Here is a 15,146-nt window from a genome sequence, read left to right on the forward strand (position 1 = left end):
CACCGATTGAATATCGGCAACCAGCCGCTTAGCGAACTAGTAAATATTTACTTTAGTTTTTGGGGTATACGTCATCATCATGGATTGGTCTTTTTTGTTGGTCAATTTCACTTAAGCGTGCTTGGCCTTTTCCCGTAAGTCACGGGCATTTTCCAAAGCAGCTTCGGTCACTTGGTTACCTGATAACATCATCGCCACCGCCTCATCACGGCTTTCTTCTGGCAAATCAGTTACCTGGGTCAAGGTCCGGTCATTTTCATTGTACTTCTCAATTAAGAAGTGGTGGGTTGCGGCAGCTGCGACCTGTGGCAAGTGGGTAATCGCCAAAACCTGGGTCTTGTCGCTGATTGTTTGCATCTTGCTGGCAATGGCAAACCCAACCCGGCCAGAAACCCCCGTGTCAATTTCATCAAAGACAACTGTGGGCAATCCTTGTTGGGCAATAAAAATGGTTTTTAAGGCCAACATTAACCGGGAAGCTTCACCACCAGAGGCCGCCTTTTCAAGTGGCTTAGCCCCTTCGCCTTGGTTGGTTTGAACGAAGAAAGAAACGGCATCTGCGCCAGATGGCAAGTAGCCCTTGATTGGTTCGAAGTGAACTTCGAAGTAAGCCTGGGCCATTAGCAAGTCGGCCAATTCCTGGTTAACCGCCTTTTCCAAGCCCTTGGCGACTGCTTGTCGGCTCTCAGTTAAGGTTGTAGCCGCTGCTTGTATTTGACCGCGTAGGGTCTCTTTTTGCTTGGTCAAGCTTTCAAGGTCAAAGGACCCGCCGTCTAAGTCGGCCAATTCCTGGTCGACTTTTTGCTGGAAGGCTAAGATTTCATCGACAGTTTCGCCGTACTTCCGCTTCAACCCGTGAATCACCTGGAGGCGGTCGTCAATCTCAACTAAGGCCCCTTCATCAAAGGTCAAAGAAGAAACCGATTCATCTAAGTCTCGGCCAGCATCTTGGGCGGCGTAATAGGCTTCTGACAATGACTTAGCCAAGTTCTCATAGTCTTTGTCATAACTAGCCGCTTGTTCAATCGCTTGGTGGGCAGCAGCGAGCAAATCAATCGCACCACCATCCATGCCAGGGTTCAAGGCTTGTTGGGCCTCGTCCAAAGAATCGGCAATTTTTTTATGGTTAGCCAACTTAGCCCGGTTGTCCAGCAATTCATCTTCTTCACCTGGCTGCAAGTTGGCCGTCTTCAGCTCTTCTTGCTGGAAGGTCAGCAAGTCTAGTCGTTGGTTGGTGTCTTGTTGCTGGTTTTGCAACCGGTCAATTTTCTTAGTAACATCCCGGTACTGGTCAAAGACTTCCTGGTATTTCGCCTTGGCCTGCTTTAGGTCTTTTCCACCAAAATCGTCTAAGAGGCTCAGGTGGTGGTCCGGATTGAGAAGCAAGGACGTATCGTGTTGTCCCTGGATTTCAACTAATTGAGAGCCCAGGTTCGCCAAGACCTTAAGTGGCACAATCAGCCCATTAATTCGCACAACCGACCGGCCCTTTTGGTTAAATTCACGGTAAATCACGACCTGGTCGTCGTCTAAGTCCACGCCAGCATCAGCTAACTGGGCTTTTAAAGATTCAGCCTTATCACCAGTCACTGAAAAGACCGCCTGCAAGACAGCCTTGTCGGCGCCACGGCGGATCATTTCAGTACTAGCCCGACCACCAGTTACCATCGCCAAAGCATCGATAATAATCGACTTTCCAGCCCCAGTTTCACCGGTCAACACCGTTAACTCATCGTCAAAGGACAAGTCGACTTGGTCAATAATCGCAAAGTTTTTAATCGTTAATTGTTCAAGCATTGGCAAATCCTTTCTGCCAGAATAACTCTTACTCGGTCCCAGTCTGGTCTAACTGGTGGTGGGCCGCCAAAACGGTTTCATCAATTGAAACGCTTTCAGCCACCTGAGCACTATCGCTCTTTTCTAACCAGGCTAAGAATTCAATATTCCCTTGCCCACCCTTAATTGGTGAGAAGGTCAAACCCTTCACAGTAAAGCCGTTTTCTACCATCATTGGTAAAACTTGGTCTAAGACCTGGTGGTGGACCTTAGGGTCTTTAATAATCCCGTGCTTACCAACTGACTCTCGGCCGGCTTCAAATTGCGGCTTGATCAAGGCAGCCACCTGGCCACCATCCGTGATAATCTCAGCCAAAGTTGGCAAAATCAAGGACAACGAGATAAAGGAGACATCAATCGTTGCCCGGTCAGGTTGGCCATCTTCAAAATCAGCTAATTTGGCATAGCGAAAGTTGGTATTTTCCATGACCGTCACCCGGTCATCAATCCGTAGCTTCCAAGCCAACTGGTTGGTCCCAACGTCCAAAGCATAAACGTGCTTAGCACCATTTTGCAAAGAAACATCTGTAAAGCCACCGGTCGAAGAACCAATGTCTAAGACGGTTTTGCCGTCCATTTCTAGGCCAAAAGTTTCAATCGCCTTGACCAGCTTGTAGCCCCCGCGCGAAACAAAGGGCAGTGGCTCACCCTTAAAGTGTAATTCAGTTGTGACCGGAATTTTCTGCCCAGCCTTATCGAGCCGTTCTTCGTTAGTACCAAGAATTTGCCCAGCCATAATTGCCCGCTTGGCTTGTTCTCGGGACTGAAAAAGGCCCTGTTGGACGAGTAAGACGTCCACCCGTTCTTTTGCTACTGCTGCCACTTGCTATGCTCCAATTTGCCCTAAAAGGCTTTCTAATAGTGTCTTATCAAAGTCAAATTCGCGGTCAACCAAGTCCTTTAAGGCCTGGTCAGCCTGCTGTTTTAGCTGGCGAATTAAGTCCTTGGTTTGGTGAATCCCAACTAGGTGGACCAAAGACATCACGCCCTCTTCTTCATCTTGGTCAAAGTCATCCAAGTCGTCTTGGATTTGGAATAAGAGACCAAAGGCGCCCGCAAAGTCAGCTAAGTTTTTGAGACTTTCTGCCGACAAATCCAAGTAGTGCCCGCCCAGTAAGGCGGCCGCTTGCAACAAGTCGGCCGTCTTCTTTTGGTAAACCTGGTCCAAAACGGCGGCCAAGGGCACCTGGTCTTTTTGGTCGGTGTGGTTTTGCATATCCAAAACTTGGCCCAAAACCATGCCATTGACACCAGCTTTGCCTGCTAAAACCTGGACCATCTTGACTTTCTGGTCAGCAGAAATTGCCGTTGCACCAGCCAAAATCGAAAAAGCCCCGGATTGGAGGGCATCCCCCACCAAGACCGCACTAGCAGCCCCGTACTTGGCATGCAGGCTTAACTGACCGCGCCGGTAAGTATCATTATCCATCTCAGGCAAGTCATCGTGGACTAGTGAGTAGGAGTGAATCCACTCTAAGGCCGTAGCCGTTTTAATCGCATCGGCCGTCAGGTCCTTACCAAAAGATTGAACGACTGCCAAAAAAAGCAAGGGCCTGAGGCGCTTTCCTGGTGTTAGCAAGGCGTCCTTTAACATTTGTGGCCAAACCGCTGGAGCCTGGTCGCCAACCTGGCGGTCAACCTCTGCCGCTAAAGCCTGGTTGACCTTGGGCTGGTTTTCTTGTAAAAATGCTTTAAAATCAGTCATTATTAGTTAATTCCAAGTTCGTTAAACCACCGTCATCGTCCATCACCTTGGCCAAGGTCTTTTCAGCCTCTTGCAAAGTCTTTTGCAAGTCCTTAGCTAAGGTCACCCCGGTCTGGAAGTCCGTTAGGGCCGTTTCCAATGGGCGGTCACCCTTTTCCAGTGCTTGGACAATCGTTTCTAATTGCTGTAATTTTTCTTCAAAGGATTGCTTTTCAGTCATTTTCTTCTCCCGTGATTTGCGCTTTGACTTGGCCGTCAACGAAGGTCAAATCAACTTGGTCACCCGTCTTCAAATCCGTACTTTTTTTAATTACCTGCTGGTTGGGCCCGTGAACAATCGTGTAGCCTGAGGCTAAAATCTTTAATGGCGAGACCAAATCCAACTTGGTCGAGGTCAATGATAAGGCCTCTTGGTAAGGTCGCAAAACCTGTTTTTGCTGGGTTTTCAAACTCGCCACCGCCTGATCAAAACGGTACTGGCGCTGGTCTTTTTGCTGCTTAAAAGCTGAACTTAACCGCATGGCTAAGTTATCAACTTCTTGCTGGTAAGCTGCATACAACCGGTCTGGCTGTTGCATCATCGGCCGGTTGATCACTTGGTCAACCCGGTCCTTTTTGGACTGGACTGTCCGCCTTGCTGCCTGCACTAAGCGGGTGCTTAAATCATAGACTGTTGCAACCATATTTTCTTTGGTAACCGGCGTAGCTAATTCAGCTGCAGCCGTTGGCGTCGCCGCCCGGCGGTCGGCCACAAAGTCAACCAAAGTATTATCAGTTTCATGACCAACTGAAGAAATAATCGGGGTCTTTAAAGAAGCGACCTTGCGAACTAAGTCTTCGCTGTTAAAGGCCCAGAGGTCTTCAATCGAACCACCACCTCGGCCAATAATGGCCACATCAAAGTCCATTTGATCAACGCGGTCAAGCTGTTTCAACAAGGATGGGACGGCCCCCTCACCTTGGACTACGGCCGGTAACAAAATCACCTGGGCCTGTGGCAACCGCCGTTCAACAGTCTTGGCCACATCTTCAACCACCGCTCCTGTGGGCGAAGTGATTACTGCAATCTTCTTTGGTACCCAAGGCAAGTCTTTTTTGGCCTGGGTAAAGAGTCCTTCTTTGGCCAACTTTTCCTTTAACTGGGTCAAAGCCAGGTAGAGGTCACCGACACCGTCAGGGGTCATTTGGTCGAGGATAATCGAATAGGAACCAGATGGTTCATAGACTTGGACCCGACCGGTCGCAAAGACCTTCATCCCCTCTTCTGGTTGGAACTTCAACCGCGAAGCATAGGAAAACATGGTGGCTCGGATGACGGCCTTGCCATCAGGGTCTTTAATTGAAAAATATAGGTGACGACCCCGACGGTTTCCTAAATTGGAAATTTCGCCCGTCAAATAAACCTTACTGAGGTAAGGGTCATAGTCAAATTTCGCCTTCAAATAGCTGGTTAAAGCACCAACTGTCAAGTACTCCGTTTTTTCAACCATGGACGTCTCCTGGAATTGATTACTACTTTTTATTATACCAGAGAAAATGGCCAATAAAAAAGCAGCTAACTTTCGTTAGCTGCTTAGTTTGGCATGCCAGATTCGCTCTGACGGGCGTCCTAAGTAAAACTTAGGAAAGTCTACGTCACCTCAGTCAAAAACCGATAGTCATGGTGAGGTTAAGGCCTTCCACAAAGCCAAAACCACCTACGCCAAATCCGTGGCTGGAAACCTAATTCCGGTAGGCCGTATCAGCGCTTTAAAAAGCGCGTTCGACTCATCGCATACCTCTATTATGCCAGGTTTCGATGGCAATTGCAACTAGAGTTGCTTTGGGCAGGTTGGCAAGCCAAGCACAGTTCAGCCACTTTTCAGGCCAACAATTCTTTACACATGACCTCAAAACTTCTATAATACCCCTATGCTTTCACTCACGAAAATCACAACTAAAACGTTAGTTAACTTTGGACCAGCAGAAACCAAAGACTGGGAAGACTTAGCCCTGCCAGACACCGGTCAAAGTAAAAAAGACCTCTTAACAGAACTAGTCGAAGCCTACGACCTTGGCGAAATCACTGCCCAAGCCCACACTTCGAATCCCAAAGTCTTAAAGGCAACGGTGGAAAAAGATCAAACGGCCTACCACTTATCCGCCATGATTACTGTTGAATAAAAAAGACCAGACGAAATACTTCCGTCGGGTCTTAGTCATTGGAGCTGGCCAACTTGGCTAAGCTCTTTTTTATTTGTCAGAAGATTTGTTGTCTTCTGCGTCATCCCCCTGATCGCCAGCTTTTTGGTTTTCTTGGATAGCTTCTAGCTGGTCGTTAAACCAGGCGGCCGCCTTGGCAAAGACCGTATCAGCGTCATCCAGCAAGGCTTCTAAAGAAGCCAACTTAGCAATCTTCAATTGCGACTTCGATACATAGGGGTTGTCGACCACCATGTAAACATTCAAGTCATAGTCTTGGTCGGTGTAAACCAGCTTTTTTTCCTGGTTAGCATAGCGGAGGGGTAAGTTCACAACGTTTGCTTCAAGCGACATCGCTGTTCCGCCTGCTTCAATCCCACCGCCAACAGTGACATCCGCCAAGGCCAAGTCCTCTTTTTTGGCCAAAGCTAAGAAAGCTTCAAACAAGGCGTCCAAGTCGACGGTCGCCCCATCCTTTGCCTCTAAGTGGGTCTGACTAAAAGTTTGTTCTTCAATTTGAGCGACAACGGCTTGGCCATTAATTTGCATGGATGTCTTACTTCCTTTATTTCTAATAAAAAGAGTATAGCATAAGCTATACTCACAAAAAAGTCTTTTAAACTAATGGCAACCGGCGTTGCAGGGTATATTCGATTGATGGGAAGACGTAAATCAAGTCGTTTAATTGTTCCTTGGTCATCTTCATCGCGATATAAGGGACAATCGTGTTAATCGTATTATCCGCGTTGTTTGACTTTTCAGCCGCACCAACCAATTGGCCCGATTGCTTGTCAAAGATTAAAGACAAACCAGCACCCTGTTCGTTTTCAACCTGGCGGAACCAGTCGCCGTCATATGATGCTTGACTAACTTCGTACTGATTAGGCTTAGCCAAAGCTTCGTCCAAATGAAGGCCGACCTGAGCAATCCGTGGTGAAGTAAAGACTACTTCTGAAATGGCTGGGTACTCAATTGGCTGGTCGTTTTTACCCATAAACTTAGCCGCCAAGTACCGAGATTCAAATGCTGCCGTTGGGGTCAAGTTTGGTACCCCGTTATCAGCCGCATCCCCCGCCGCATAGATGTTCTCGACGTTAGTCTGCAAGTACTCGTTGACTTCAATCCCGTGGTTATTAGCCTTGACGCCAGCAGCTGCCAAATTCAACTGGTCGTGGTTTGGCACCCGACCGGTGGCGTCCAAAACATAGTCAGTCGTGACGGCGAATTGATTGTCACCGGTCAAAGTAATCTGACCATTTGCCTCTTCCTTGGCTTCCTTGATGTTCATATTTGGAATAAAGCGGACACCCTTGTCCTTTAAGTCCGCCTTAACTTCATCAACGTACTGGCTTGGGAACTGGCGCAAAATCCTATTTGACCGGGTGATCACATCGACCTTGGCACCAACAGCGTTGGCAATCGTGGCAAATTCAATGGCGACAAAGCCACCACCCAAAATTGTCACGTGTTCTGGCATATGGGGCAGTGACAAGAAGTCGGTTGAGTTAGCAAACAAGTCCTTGCCTGGTACGTCCAATTGGTGTGGGCGCAAACCAGTAGCAATCACAATTTTATCGGCCGTGTAGTTCTTGCCGTCGACCGTAACCGTGTGGGCATCGACAAATTCCGCATGACCAGTAATCGTCGTAATGCCAGCGTTATCCAACCGTTCCTTACCATGAGAATCTTGGGGCACAATCAATTCATGCTTGTGGGCCATCAAGTCTTCCCAGTTAACACTTGGAACGCCATCAAGGCCACGGCCTTGGAGGTCCTTAGCCCGTTCGATAATTTCCAAGGGCTTATCCAAGATGATCTTGGCATTGCAACCTTTATTGGAACAAACACCACCGTACTGACTTTCTTCGATTACGCCAATTTTGACCCCAGTTTTGGCAAGCGGAACTGCCCCGTTCCAAGTTGCCTGGCCACTACCGATGTAAAGTACTGAAAAATCCATTGCTAACCATCCTCTCTCAACTAATTCTCAAGCAGGCCAAACCCGCCTCGCGTCACTATTTGCATCACCATCATGGTAACACTTCACCAACACTTATGATTGGTATAGTTTATATTTATAAGTACATTATAAGCAAAATAAAAAGGATAGGCAAACCTATCCTTTTTAAATTTATTACTTTTTATGGGGCATCTTATCCCAAAAATTTTCTTTATTGGTCTGGCGACTACGGGCGATTCCCATTTGGTGGAAGTCGACATCGTCAGTAATTGTTGACCCAGCGGCCGTGATGGTTTCATCAGCTAACGTGACTGGGGCAATAATTTTGGTATTGGACCCGATAAAGGCCCGGTCACCGACCGTAGTATTGAACTTATGAACCCCGTCATAGTTAACAAAGATCGTCCCGGCACCAATATTAACATCGGCTCCAAGCGTCGCATTGCCAACATAAGACAGATGGCCAACCTTGGTTCCAAGACCAACTGTGGCCTTTTTGACTTCAACAAAGTTCCCCAAGTGGGCCTGATCCTTAATTTCAGCTTCTGGACGGAGGTGGGCATAAGGGCCAATGGTGGTCTGGTTAGCCACCGTAGCATGGTTTAAGTGGGAACTGGTAATCACGTTCCCATCACCGAGTTGGCTGGCAACAATCCGAGTCCCGCTGGTCAGGTAGTTATCTCGACCAATTACGGACTTACCCTTAATCGTGACGTTGCCTTCAATAACCGTATCTTGACCAATTTGGACATCGGCATCGATATAAGTCTGGTCAGGGGCTAAGAGTTCGACCCCATTTTGCATGTGAAAACGGTTAATCCGGTCACGCATGACCTTGTTGGCAGCTGCTAAGGCGACCCGGTCGTTAACCCCTAGTGATTCAGTAAAGTCCAACGTCTGGTAGGCCCCAATCTGCTGACCCATTCCCCGCAAAATGTCCAAAGTATCTGGCAAGTAGTACTCTTGCTGGGCATTAGAATTGCCGACCTGGGACAAGGCCTGAAAGAGCAACTGGTTGTCAAAGACATAGACCCCAGTGTTAATCTCTTCAATCCGCCGTTCAGTAACGGAGGCGTCTTTTTCTTCAACAATCTTCAAAACATTGCCGTCGTCGCCACGAACGATTCGTCCATAACCGGTTGGATTGTCTGCCTTAGCGGTCAAAACCGTCACAGCAACCTTGGTCCGCTCGTGTTCAGCAATCAAGGCCTGCAGGGTTTCGGTCGTAAAGAGTGGCGTATCCCCTGACAGAATTAAGGTTGACCCCTGGCTATCTTGTAAGGCAGCCTTGGTCTGTAAGACCGCATGGCCCGTCCCCAATTGTTTTTCTTGAATAACGAAGTCAGACCGGCCCGTCAAGTGTTCTTGGACCCGTTTTGCCCCAACACCAGTAACCGTCAAAACCTTTTCTGGCTGCAATGGCAAAACGGAGTCCAAAACCCAGTCCACCATCGCCTTTCCTGCGACTTCGTGCAAGACTTTTGGCAGGTCAGACTTCATTCGCGACCCGTTACCGGCCGCCAAAATCACAACATTTGTCTTTTGCATGACCGCTTCCTAATCCTTTTCTTGGAAAATTTCTTGGTAGTAGTTTCCTGGTTGAACCTTAATTGCTTGGCCAGAGTCCAAGTTGGTTTCAACGTGCAAAAGGGAAGTATAGTCTTCAAGCAAACGGACATTTGACCGGCCTTCAGCAAAGACGGCAGTTCCAACAACGGTCCCACCAAATTCACGGACCAAGGTCTGCATTCCCTGAACAGTACCGCCGGCCTTCATAAAGTCATCGACAATCAAGACCCGTGCACCAGCCTTCAAAGACCGCTTTGACAAAGCCATTTTTTCGACCCGCTTCGATGACCCGGTCAAATAGTTAACGGAAATCATTGACCCTTCTGTCACCCGAGCATCATCACGGACGATCACGAAAGGCACGTTTAATTGGTCAGCAACAGCTTGAGCCAAAGGAATTCCCTTAGTGGCAGCAGTCATCACGGCATCGATTTCTTCATCAACGTACTGGGTCGTAATCAACCGACCAGTTTGACGCAACACATTTGGTTGTCCTAGTAAGTCAGACAAGTAGACATAGCCACCAGGCAAAACCCGGGATTCATCGTTGACTGTTTCGCAAACACCATCAACAAATTCCTTTGCTTCATCTTCGCCCATCATTGGCGTGTAGTAAACGCCTCCGGCAGCCCCGGGATAAGTCTTAACTTCCCCAGTGCCACGGCTCTTGTAGGTCCGACGGATAATTGATAGGTCTTCAGAAATTGAAGATTTAGCTGCTTCATAGCGGTCAGCAAAGAAGTTTAAAGAAATTAGTTGGCGTGGGTGGTCCAACAAGTAATGAGACATATCGACCAAACGGTCAGCACGGCGTGTTTTCATAGTATTTTTTTATCAGGCAAATGGGCCTGTTTCCTCCTTGGAAAGATTAAATTTCAGATAATATCAGTATAGCATAAAACCAGTCCCAAAAACGAACATTCGCTTTTAAGACTGGTTCTCTTTTAATAATTCTTAACGTTCAGGGTTTAAACCAGGATTAATCCTTAGCGGTCCAAACCGAAAGCAAGTAAATTCCGACCTCAATTGTGGCAATAAAGGCCGAAGTTGGCAGGTTGGTCCAATAGGCCAAGGCTAACCCCAACCAAGTCCCAAACAGGGCAAAGAAGACTGATAAGGCCATTAGGGATGAAACCTTGCCCTGGTAGTACCGGGCCGAAGCGGCTGGTAAGGTCACCAAAACAAAAATCAAAAGCGACCCAACTAACTGCGATGAAATTGCGACTGACAAGGCCATCACCACCAAAAACAGGATTTTCAAAGCAGTTTTACGACCATTGTTAACAAGTAGCCCAGCTTCATCAAAGGCCAAGAGTTTCAAAGGTTTGTAAAAAAGGAAAATTGCTGCTAAGACTAAGACCGCCATTGCGACCAAAATCAAAATATCGGTGTGAGAAATTCCCAAAACCGACCCAAATAAGATGCCAGTCGCAGACGAGGTGGCCGTGTGTCCTAGGGCCAAGAACAAAATTCCTAAACCGATTGCAAAGGCAGAAACCGCTGAAGTAACGTTATCCTGCCGGGCTTGAGCGTTTTCCAACCCTCCGATTGAAAGTGCCGCTAAGATGGTAAACAAGACCATCCCCACCAAAGGTGACCAGCCGGCAAAGAAGCCAAAGGCCGCTCCTGCAAAGGCAATTTCAGATAAGGAATGTGATAAAAAGTTATAAGACCGGGCGACCACAAAGGTCCCGACTACTCCTGCAACCACTGAAATCAAAGTCCCGGCAATAAAGGCGTTTTGCATAAAGGCTTGTTCAAACATGGTTCACCTCCTCTTGGTGGTGCGAGGAAGCTTCCTCTGGCAGGTCCTTGGCATCCCCTAACTGGGCTTGACCCTGGTGGAGCCAAAGGTAAAAATCAGCGTAATCTTGTACCCAGGAAGTATCGTGAGAAATCCACAAGACTGAAATCTTTCGTTCCTGTTGCAAGGACCGGACCGCTTTGACTAATTCCAATGAATGGCCGGCGTCTAAGGCCGCCGTTGGTTCGTCTAAAATTAACAGGTCTGGGTTTTGGACTAAGGCCTGGGCGATATAAGCCCGCTGCTTTTGCCCACCTGAAGCATCTGCCAAGCGGTGGTCGGCTAAGTCAGCCAAGTCGACTTGGGCCAAGGCGGCCTGCACCCGGTTCTTTTCTTGCTTTGACAGCCAAGGGCGTAGCCCAGTCTTTAGCCCCAGGGAAACAAAAGAAGCAATCGTTAATGGGTAGTCGTCCCCTAAGTCGCGAAACTGCGGCACATAGGCTAAGTGCTTGCTTTGTACTTGGATAACACCAGTGCTGGCCGTCTTTTCGCCAACCACCGACTTAATCAAGTCATTAATTAATGTGGTTTTTCCCGCCCCGTTTTCACCAACAATGACGGTGAAAACTTGGTCTGGAATCTCAAAAGAAATTGAATTTAAAATTGTCTTACCGGCAAAGGCGGCCGTGTAATTTTGAACTGAAATTTGCGAGGGCATCGTGCTCTCCTTTTTTATGATATAAATAAAAAAACCCTTACGGGTTCTTTTATGTATCTTACTCTGCAAATGTTACATCAACATTTTTAGTTAAAATATCTGTGTAACTATATGATGCATGTTCGAAGTCGGCTTCATCATCAAGCTCAACTACGAACAGTGATGGGAAAGTGGACCGCAAGATTCCTGATCGTTCCAGGCTTTTCTTGCGTCCCGCTTGAGAAACTACTGTGATTGTTTCGCCTAAATGCTCATCCAATCGCGACTTAATATCTTCTAAAGTTGACATCTTCGACCGCCTTTCTCATTAAACATAAAAAATTATAACACAAAAGTCACAAAAATTCAATTTTAGAAAAGAAAAGTCAACGCGCTCTAGCGTCTTATTTAGAATAGAACCCCTGTTCCTGAAGTGCCAAATACAGGTCCGTCAGTTGGTTCAAATCCAGCCGTTCCGCCCGGATACCAGCATCAATTTCTGCTTTTGCCAAGGCTTGACGGAGTTTTTCCTTCGTTTCTTCTTCCTTGCCATACCGTTGCTGCAAGTTATTCCAGAGCGACTTCCGGCGGTGGGCAAAGGCAGCTTTGACGACATTAAAGAGGTCATTTGGCTTTTCAACCGGCTGGTCTGGTATCTTGGGTGTCAAAGAGACTACGGCCGAATCAACATTTGGCGAAGGGTTAAAGGCTGACCTTGCTACCTTCAACGCCTGAGATACTTCCGCATAGTAGGCCAAAGTAATCGACAAGACGCCGTACTCCTTGGTACCAGGCTTGGCAGTCAACCGGTCGGCGACTTCCTTTTGCATCATCACGACCAATTGGTCCCAAGCGATTCCTGCTTGCACCAGTCCTAATAGGATTGGCGTCGTGATGTAATAAGGCAAGTTTGCAACAACTTTCACTGCCTCTCCCTGACCAAAATGGTCAGCCAAAACCGTTTTCAAATCAACTTTCAAGACGTCTTCTTGGACGACTTCAACATTGTCATATGGTAGCAAGGTCTCCGACAAGATATTAACCATATCCGTATCAATTTCGAAGGCCAAAACCTGGCCAGCAGCTTCTGCCAAGTACTCAGTTAAACCGCCAATTCCAGGGCCAATTTCAACGACGCGGTCGTCTTTGCCTAATTCAGCGGCATCGACAATCCCGGTCAAAATACTTTGATCGGTCAAAAAGTTTTGGCCAAATTTTTTCTTAGCCCGCAGGCCATACTGGTTTAAGATTGCCTGGGTCCGAGCTGGACTGGCAATGCGAATTTGTTTTTCCATCTTATTTTCTATTTCCTTCAAGGGCGGCCACCACCTCGGCCTGGCGGATTCCATAGGCCAGTAAGCGGTGGTAGAGCTGTTTGCCATTAGCATAGCCAATCTGTAGGGTATTTCCAAGGGCTTCACGTTTAGCCTTCGAAGCTGGCCCCCCTAACAGTCCCTGGTCAACCAAAAATTCTCGGGTAACATCCGATTCTGGTCGGTCTAAGCCAGCTCTTTGGTCGGCTTGGACAAGGGCTTCTTGCAAAACAATTAAAGGAGCGTGTTCAACGCCCAACGACTTATGAGGATTATCCTTGGCTGCCCGCCCCTGGTCTTGGCTAATCGTCGCCTGGGTAACGCCAGGAACTGCTTCCTCAATCAAGCGACGAAGACGGTTGCCATTAAAATCTGGGTCTGTCAAAACAATGGCGCCCCGACTTTCAACTGCCAAACGGATTCGGTCCAAAACTTCTGAGCCTAAAGCAGACCCCCGAGTTTCAATCGTGTCACAAATGACCGCCTGGGCTAACCGTTTCGTGTCTGACCAACCTTCGACCACCACCATCGCCTTAATCTTTGGCAAATCAGTCATGATTTAAAAAGATCCGGTGGGCATTTTGAACGGTTTGACCAGCTAAGTCATCTGCGGACATCTCAAGTGTCTTCGCCAAGTCATCAATCACATACTTGGTCCAACCGGGTTCGTTAGTCTTGCCGCGGTTTGGCGTTGGTGCTAAGTAAGGCGCGTCAGTTTCGACCAAAATCCGGTCAAGTGGGACAACCTTAGCAGCTTCCCGAACTTCTTCTGCTTTCTTAAAGGTCACCACCCCTGAAAACGAAATGTAAAAGCCGAGGTCAACGAAGGCTTTTGCTTGAGCGGGTGTGCCAGAAAACGAATGGATGACCGCTTTTTTCACGCCTTCAGCCTTGAGAATTTCGTAAACATCGTCAAAGGCATCGCGGTTGTGGATGACAACTGGGAGGTCGTTATCTTTTGCCAGTTTGATTTGGTACAAAAAGGCATCTTTTTGGACTAGTCGGTCCGTATCCCAGTGATAGTCCAAGCCGGTTTCACCAACCGCAACAACTTCTGGGTCCTTCACTTGTTCTTGCAGGCTAGCCTTCGCTGTCTCATCGAACTTTGGCGTATCCTCCGGCTGGAAACCAACGATGGCATGTACGCCCTCATTTTCCCGGGCAATCTGTAAGGCCCGGTCGTTGCCCTCCTGGTCATAGCCAACAATGTTCATTTCCAACACCTGGAATTCGTGGGCCCGGCCTAAATAAGCTGGCACATCAAAGAACAACTGGTCGTCATTTAAGTGGGTATGACTATCATATGATGGGGCTGGTTGTTCGTTGGGGTGGTAAATTGCCATAGTAATCTCCTTTTTTCTACTACTATTTTAGCATAGCTGACTACAGTTAAGGGTTCGACCGGCAAATAAAAAAGCCGCTTTCGCGGCTTTTATTTACTTTGACATAAACTGAATGAAACGTTGTCTATCCTCTTTTGATAAATAACTTAAAAATCCAATGACCACAAACTTTCTTTCAATTGTTCGCAGACGAGTTATATCTATCCAGGATGGTTTTCTCAAACCAGCATCAGACCAATCAATAATCTCAAAATACTTACTTCGAAGATAAGTTGATTTATTATGGTATTGGCTCGTTATCTTATAACAAGCAACCCACTTATCCGTATGCTTCATTACAAGAGCTGGACGAACTTTAGAACCGGCCTGTCGCCCTTCATCAAACGCGATATCTGCAACCATAATGCTGGTATCAAAGATGTCCACCCTAGTCATCGAAAAACTTCTTTCGATCTTCTTCCTTGCTTAAGTCCAGGTGTTCAATTGGTGACTTTTGAAACGCAAGCTCTTGAATTTTTTTTCGATCAGCAATATCTTCATCAGATAGAAAATCAACCGGAAATGGCTTATTTGCTCTCGAATGAAGCGTCAATGGGATTTCTTGCTCATAAGCAGTTTTAGTAACAAACATCTTAATCGCTGTTGCTAAGTCCAACCCTTGTCGCTCAAACACTTTTTGAGCGGTCTCTTTAATATCTTGGTCAATTCGTGCTGAAACTTGAATAGTTGTCATGAATAATCCTCCCATTGTTTTTTCTTAATCATAACACGAATTAACATTATTTGATAACAGATAAC

Annotated in this window: 18 protein-coding genes; 1 reads left to right on the top strand and 17 read right to left on the bottom strand. The window is 47.3% G+C overall.

Annotation, left to right across the window (positions count from 1 at the left end):
• Positions 1-111: 111 nt before the first annotated feature.
• Genes recN through xseA form a run of 5 tightly spaced genes read right to left on the bottom strand, consistent with a single transcriptional unit; the run spans position 112 to position 5,031 of the window.
• A complete protein-coding gene (gene recN, locus AC5162_RS04995) occupies positions 112-1,797 on the bottom strand; it encodes a DNA repair protein RecN (RefSeq protein ID WP_496534158.1) in 1,686 nt (561 codons plus the stop codon).
• 28 nt (positions 1,798-1,825) lie between these two features.
• On the bottom strand, positions 1,826-2,659 hold the full coding sequence (locus AC5162_RS05000) for a TlyA family RNA methyltransferase (protein WP_496534159.1): 834 nt from the start codon (positions 2,657-2,659) through the stop codon (positions 1,826-1,828).
• A 3-nt stretch (positions 2,660-2,662) separates the two neighbouring features.
• Positions 2,663-3,541 (bottom strand): polyprenyl synthetase family protein, encoded by an 879-nt coding sequence (locus tag AC5162_RS05005; RefSeq protein WP_496534160.1) that lies wholly within the window; start codon positions 3,539-3,541, stop codon positions 2,663-2,665.
• Positions 3,534-3,761, bottom strand: a complete 228-nt coding sequence (locus AC5162_RS05010; protein WP_496534161.1) for an exodeoxyribonuclease VII small subunit — start codon at positions 3,759-3,761, stop codon at positions 3,534-3,536. Before AC5162_RS05010 ends, AC5162_RS05005 begins: the two co-directional genes overlap by 8 nt.
• On the bottom strand, positions 3,754-5,031 hold the full coding sequence (gene xseA, locus AC5162_RS05015) for an exodeoxyribonuclease VII large subunit (RefSeq protein WP_496534162.1): 1,278 nt from the start codon (positions 5,029-5,031) through the stop codon (positions 3,754-3,756). Before xseA ends, AC5162_RS05010 begins: the two co-directional genes overlap by 8 nt.
• A gap of 421 nt (positions 5,032-5,452) precedes the next feature.
• On the opposite strand from xseA, the gene AC5162_RS05020 reads away from it, so the two are divergent.
• A complete protein-coding gene (locus AC5162_RS05020; protein WP_496534163.1) occupies positions 5,453-5,704 on the top strand; it encodes a hypothetical protein in 252 nt (83 codons plus the stop codon).
• A gap of 69 nt (positions 5,705-5,773) precedes the next feature.
• Here the strand turns inward: AC5162_RS05020 and AC5162_RS05025 are convergent, their stop codons facing one another.
• The 12 genes from AC5162_RS05025 to AC5162_RS05080 all read right to left on the bottom strand — a co-directional run bounded on the left by AC5162_RS05025 (position 5,774) and on the right by AC5162_RS05080 (position 15,081).
• Positions 5,774-6,271, bottom strand: coding sequence for a hypothetical protein (locus AC5162_RS05025; protein WP_496534164.1), 498 nt, complete (start codon positions 6,269-6,271; stop codon positions 5,774-5,776).
• 67 nt (positions 6,272-6,338) lie between these two features.
• Positions 6,339-7,682, bottom strand: a complete 1,344-nt coding sequence (locus tag AC5162_RS05030) for a dihydrolipoyl dehydrogenase family protein (RefSeq protein WP_496534165.1) — start codon at positions 7,680-7,682, stop codon at positions 6,339-6,341.
• Positions 7,683-7,856: 174 nt separating this feature from the next.
• Entirely contained in the window at positions 7,857-9,230 is a 1,374-nt protein-coding gene (gene glmU / locus AC5162_RS05035; protein ID WP_496534166.1) for a bifunctional UDP-N-acetylglucosamine diphosphorylase/glucosamine-1-phosphate N-acetyltransferase GlmU, read from the bottom strand.
• A 9-nt stretch (positions 9,231-9,239) separates the two neighbouring features.
• The gene (gene purR / locus AC5162_RS05040) at positions 9,240-10,073 is read right to left on the bottom strand and encodes a pur operon repressor (protein ID WP_496534167.1); all 834 of its coding nucleotides are present in this window, start codon (positions 10,071-10,073) and stop codon (positions 9,240-9,242) included.
• 157 nt (positions 10,074-10,230) lie between these two features.
• Positions 10,231-11,016 (bottom strand): metal ABC transporter permease, encoded by a 786-nt coding sequence (locus tag AC5162_RS05045; protein ID WP_496534168.1) that lies wholly within the window; start codon positions 11,014-11,016, stop codon positions 10,231-10,233.
• Positions 11,009-11,713, bottom strand: a complete 705-nt coding sequence (locus AC5162_RS05050) for a metal ABC transporter ATP-binding protein (protein WP_496534169.1) — start codon at positions 11,711-11,713, stop codon at positions 11,009-11,011. Before AC5162_RS05050 ends, AC5162_RS05045 begins: the two co-directional genes overlap by 8 nt.
• Positions 11,714-11,771: 58 nt before the next feature.
• The gene (locus tag AC5162_RS05055; protein WP_496534170.1) at positions 11,772-12,002 is read right to left on the bottom strand and encodes a Veg family protein; all 231 of its coding nucleotides are present in this window, start codon (positions 12,000-12,002) and stop codon (positions 11,772-11,774) included.
• 94 nt (positions 12,003-12,096) lie between these two features.
• The gene (rsmA, locus tag AC5162_RS05060) at positions 12,097-12,987 is read right to left on the bottom strand and encodes a 16S rRNA (adenine(1518)-N(6)/adenine(1519)-N(6))-dimethyltransferase RsmA (RefSeq protein ID WP_496534171.1); all 891 of its coding nucleotides are present in this window, start codon (positions 12,985-12,987) and stop codon (positions 12,097-12,099) included.
• Between the two features lies 1 nt (position 12,988).
• Positions 12,989-13,561 (bottom strand): ribonuclease M5, encoded by a 573-nt coding sequence (rnmV, locus tag AC5162_RS05065; RefSeq protein ID WP_496534172.1) that lies wholly within the window; start codon positions 13,559-13,561, stop codon positions 12,989-12,991.
• Positions 13,554-14,348, bottom strand: a complete 795-nt coding sequence (locus AC5162_RS05070; protein ID WP_496534173.1) for a TatD family hydrolase — start codon at positions 14,346-14,348, stop codon at positions 13,554-13,556. Before AC5162_RS05070 ends, rnmV begins: the two co-directional genes overlap by 8 nt.
• Positions 14,349-14,441: 93 nt before the next feature.
• Positions 14,442-14,750 (bottom strand): hypothetical protein, encoded by a 309-nt coding sequence (locus tag AC5162_RS05075; RefSeq protein WP_496534174.1) that lies wholly within the window; start codon positions 14,748-14,750, stop codon positions 14,442-14,444.
• 25 nt (positions 14,751-14,775) lie between these two features.
• Entirely contained in the window at positions 14,776-15,081 is a 306-nt protein-coding gene (locus AC5162_RS05080) for a type II toxin-antitoxin system RelB/DinJ family antitoxin (RefSeq protein WP_496534175.1), read from the bottom strand.
• Positions 15,082-15,146 lie beyond the last annotated feature (65 nt).

The organism is Fructobacillus sp. ChS1-6f1-1-27, from assembly GCF_059579415.1.

Bases quoted from the DNA above. Each gene is read 5' to 3' on its own strand.
- recN (WP_496534158.1), bottom strand. From the start codon at position 1,797: ATGCTTGAACAATTAACGATTAAAAACTTTGCGATTATTGACCAAGTC.
- AC5162_RS05005 (WP_496534160.1), bottom strand. From the start codon at position 3,541: ATGACTGATTTTAAAGCATTTTTACAAGAAAACCAGCCCAAGGTCAAC.
- AC5162_RS05010 (WP_496534161.1), bottom strand. From the start codon at position 3,761: ATGACTGAAAAGCAATCCTTTGAAGAAAAATTACAGCAATTAGAAACG.
- xseA (WP_496534162.1), bottom strand. From the start codon at position 5,031: ATGGTTGAAAAAACGGAGTACTTGACAGTTGGTGCTTTAACCAGCTAT.
- AC5162_RS05020 (WP_496534163.1), top strand. From the start codon at position 5,453: ATGCTTTCACTCACGAAAATCACAACTAAAACGTTAGTTAACTTTGGA.
- AC5162_RS05025 (WP_496534164.1), bottom strand. From the start codon at position 6,271: ATGCAAATTAATGGCCAAGCCGTTGTCGCTCAAATTGAAGAACAAACT.
- AC5162_RS05030 (WP_496534165.1), bottom strand. From the start codon at position 7,682: ATGGATTTTTCAGTACTTTACATCGGTAGTGGCCAGGCAACTTGGAAC.
- glmU (WP_496534166.1), bottom strand. From the start codon at position 9,230: ATGCAAAAGACAAATGTTGTGATTTTGGCGGCCGGTAACGGGTCGCGA.
- purR (WP_496534167.1), bottom strand. From the start codon at position 10,073: ATGAAAACACGCCGTGCTGACCGTTTGGTCGATATGTCTCATTACTTG.
- AC5162_RS05045 (WP_496534168.1), bottom strand. From the start codon at position 11,016: ATGTTTGAACAAGCCTTTATGCAAAACGCCTTTATTGCCGGGACTTTG.
- AC5162_RS05050 (WP_496534169.1), bottom strand. From the start codon at position 11,713: ATGCCCTCGCAAATTTCAGTTCAAAATTACACGGCCGCCTTTGCCGGT.
- AC5162_RS05055 (WP_496534170.1), bottom strand. From the start codon at position 12,002: ATGTCAACTTTAGAAGATATTAAGTCGCGATTGGATGAGCATTTAGGC.
- rsmA (WP_496534171.1), bottom strand. From the start codon at position 12,987: ATGGAAAAACAAATTCGCATTGCCAGTCCAGCTCGGACCCAGGCAATC.
- rnmV (WP_496534172.1), bottom strand. From the start codon at position 13,561: ATGACTGATTTGCCAAAGATTAAGGCGATGGTGGTGGTCGAAGGTTGG.
- AC5162_RS05070 (WP_496534173.1), bottom strand. From the start codon at position 14,348: ATGGCAATTTACCACCCCAACGAACAACCAGCCCCATCATATGATAGT.
- AC5162_RS05075 (WP_496534174.1), bottom strand. From the start codon at position 14,750: ATGGTTGCAGATATCGCGTTTGATGAAGGGCGACAGGCCGGTTCTAAA.
- AC5162_RS05080 (WP_496534175.1), bottom strand. From the start codon at position 15,081: ATGACAACTATTCAAGTTTCAGCACGAATTGACCAAGATATTAAAGAG.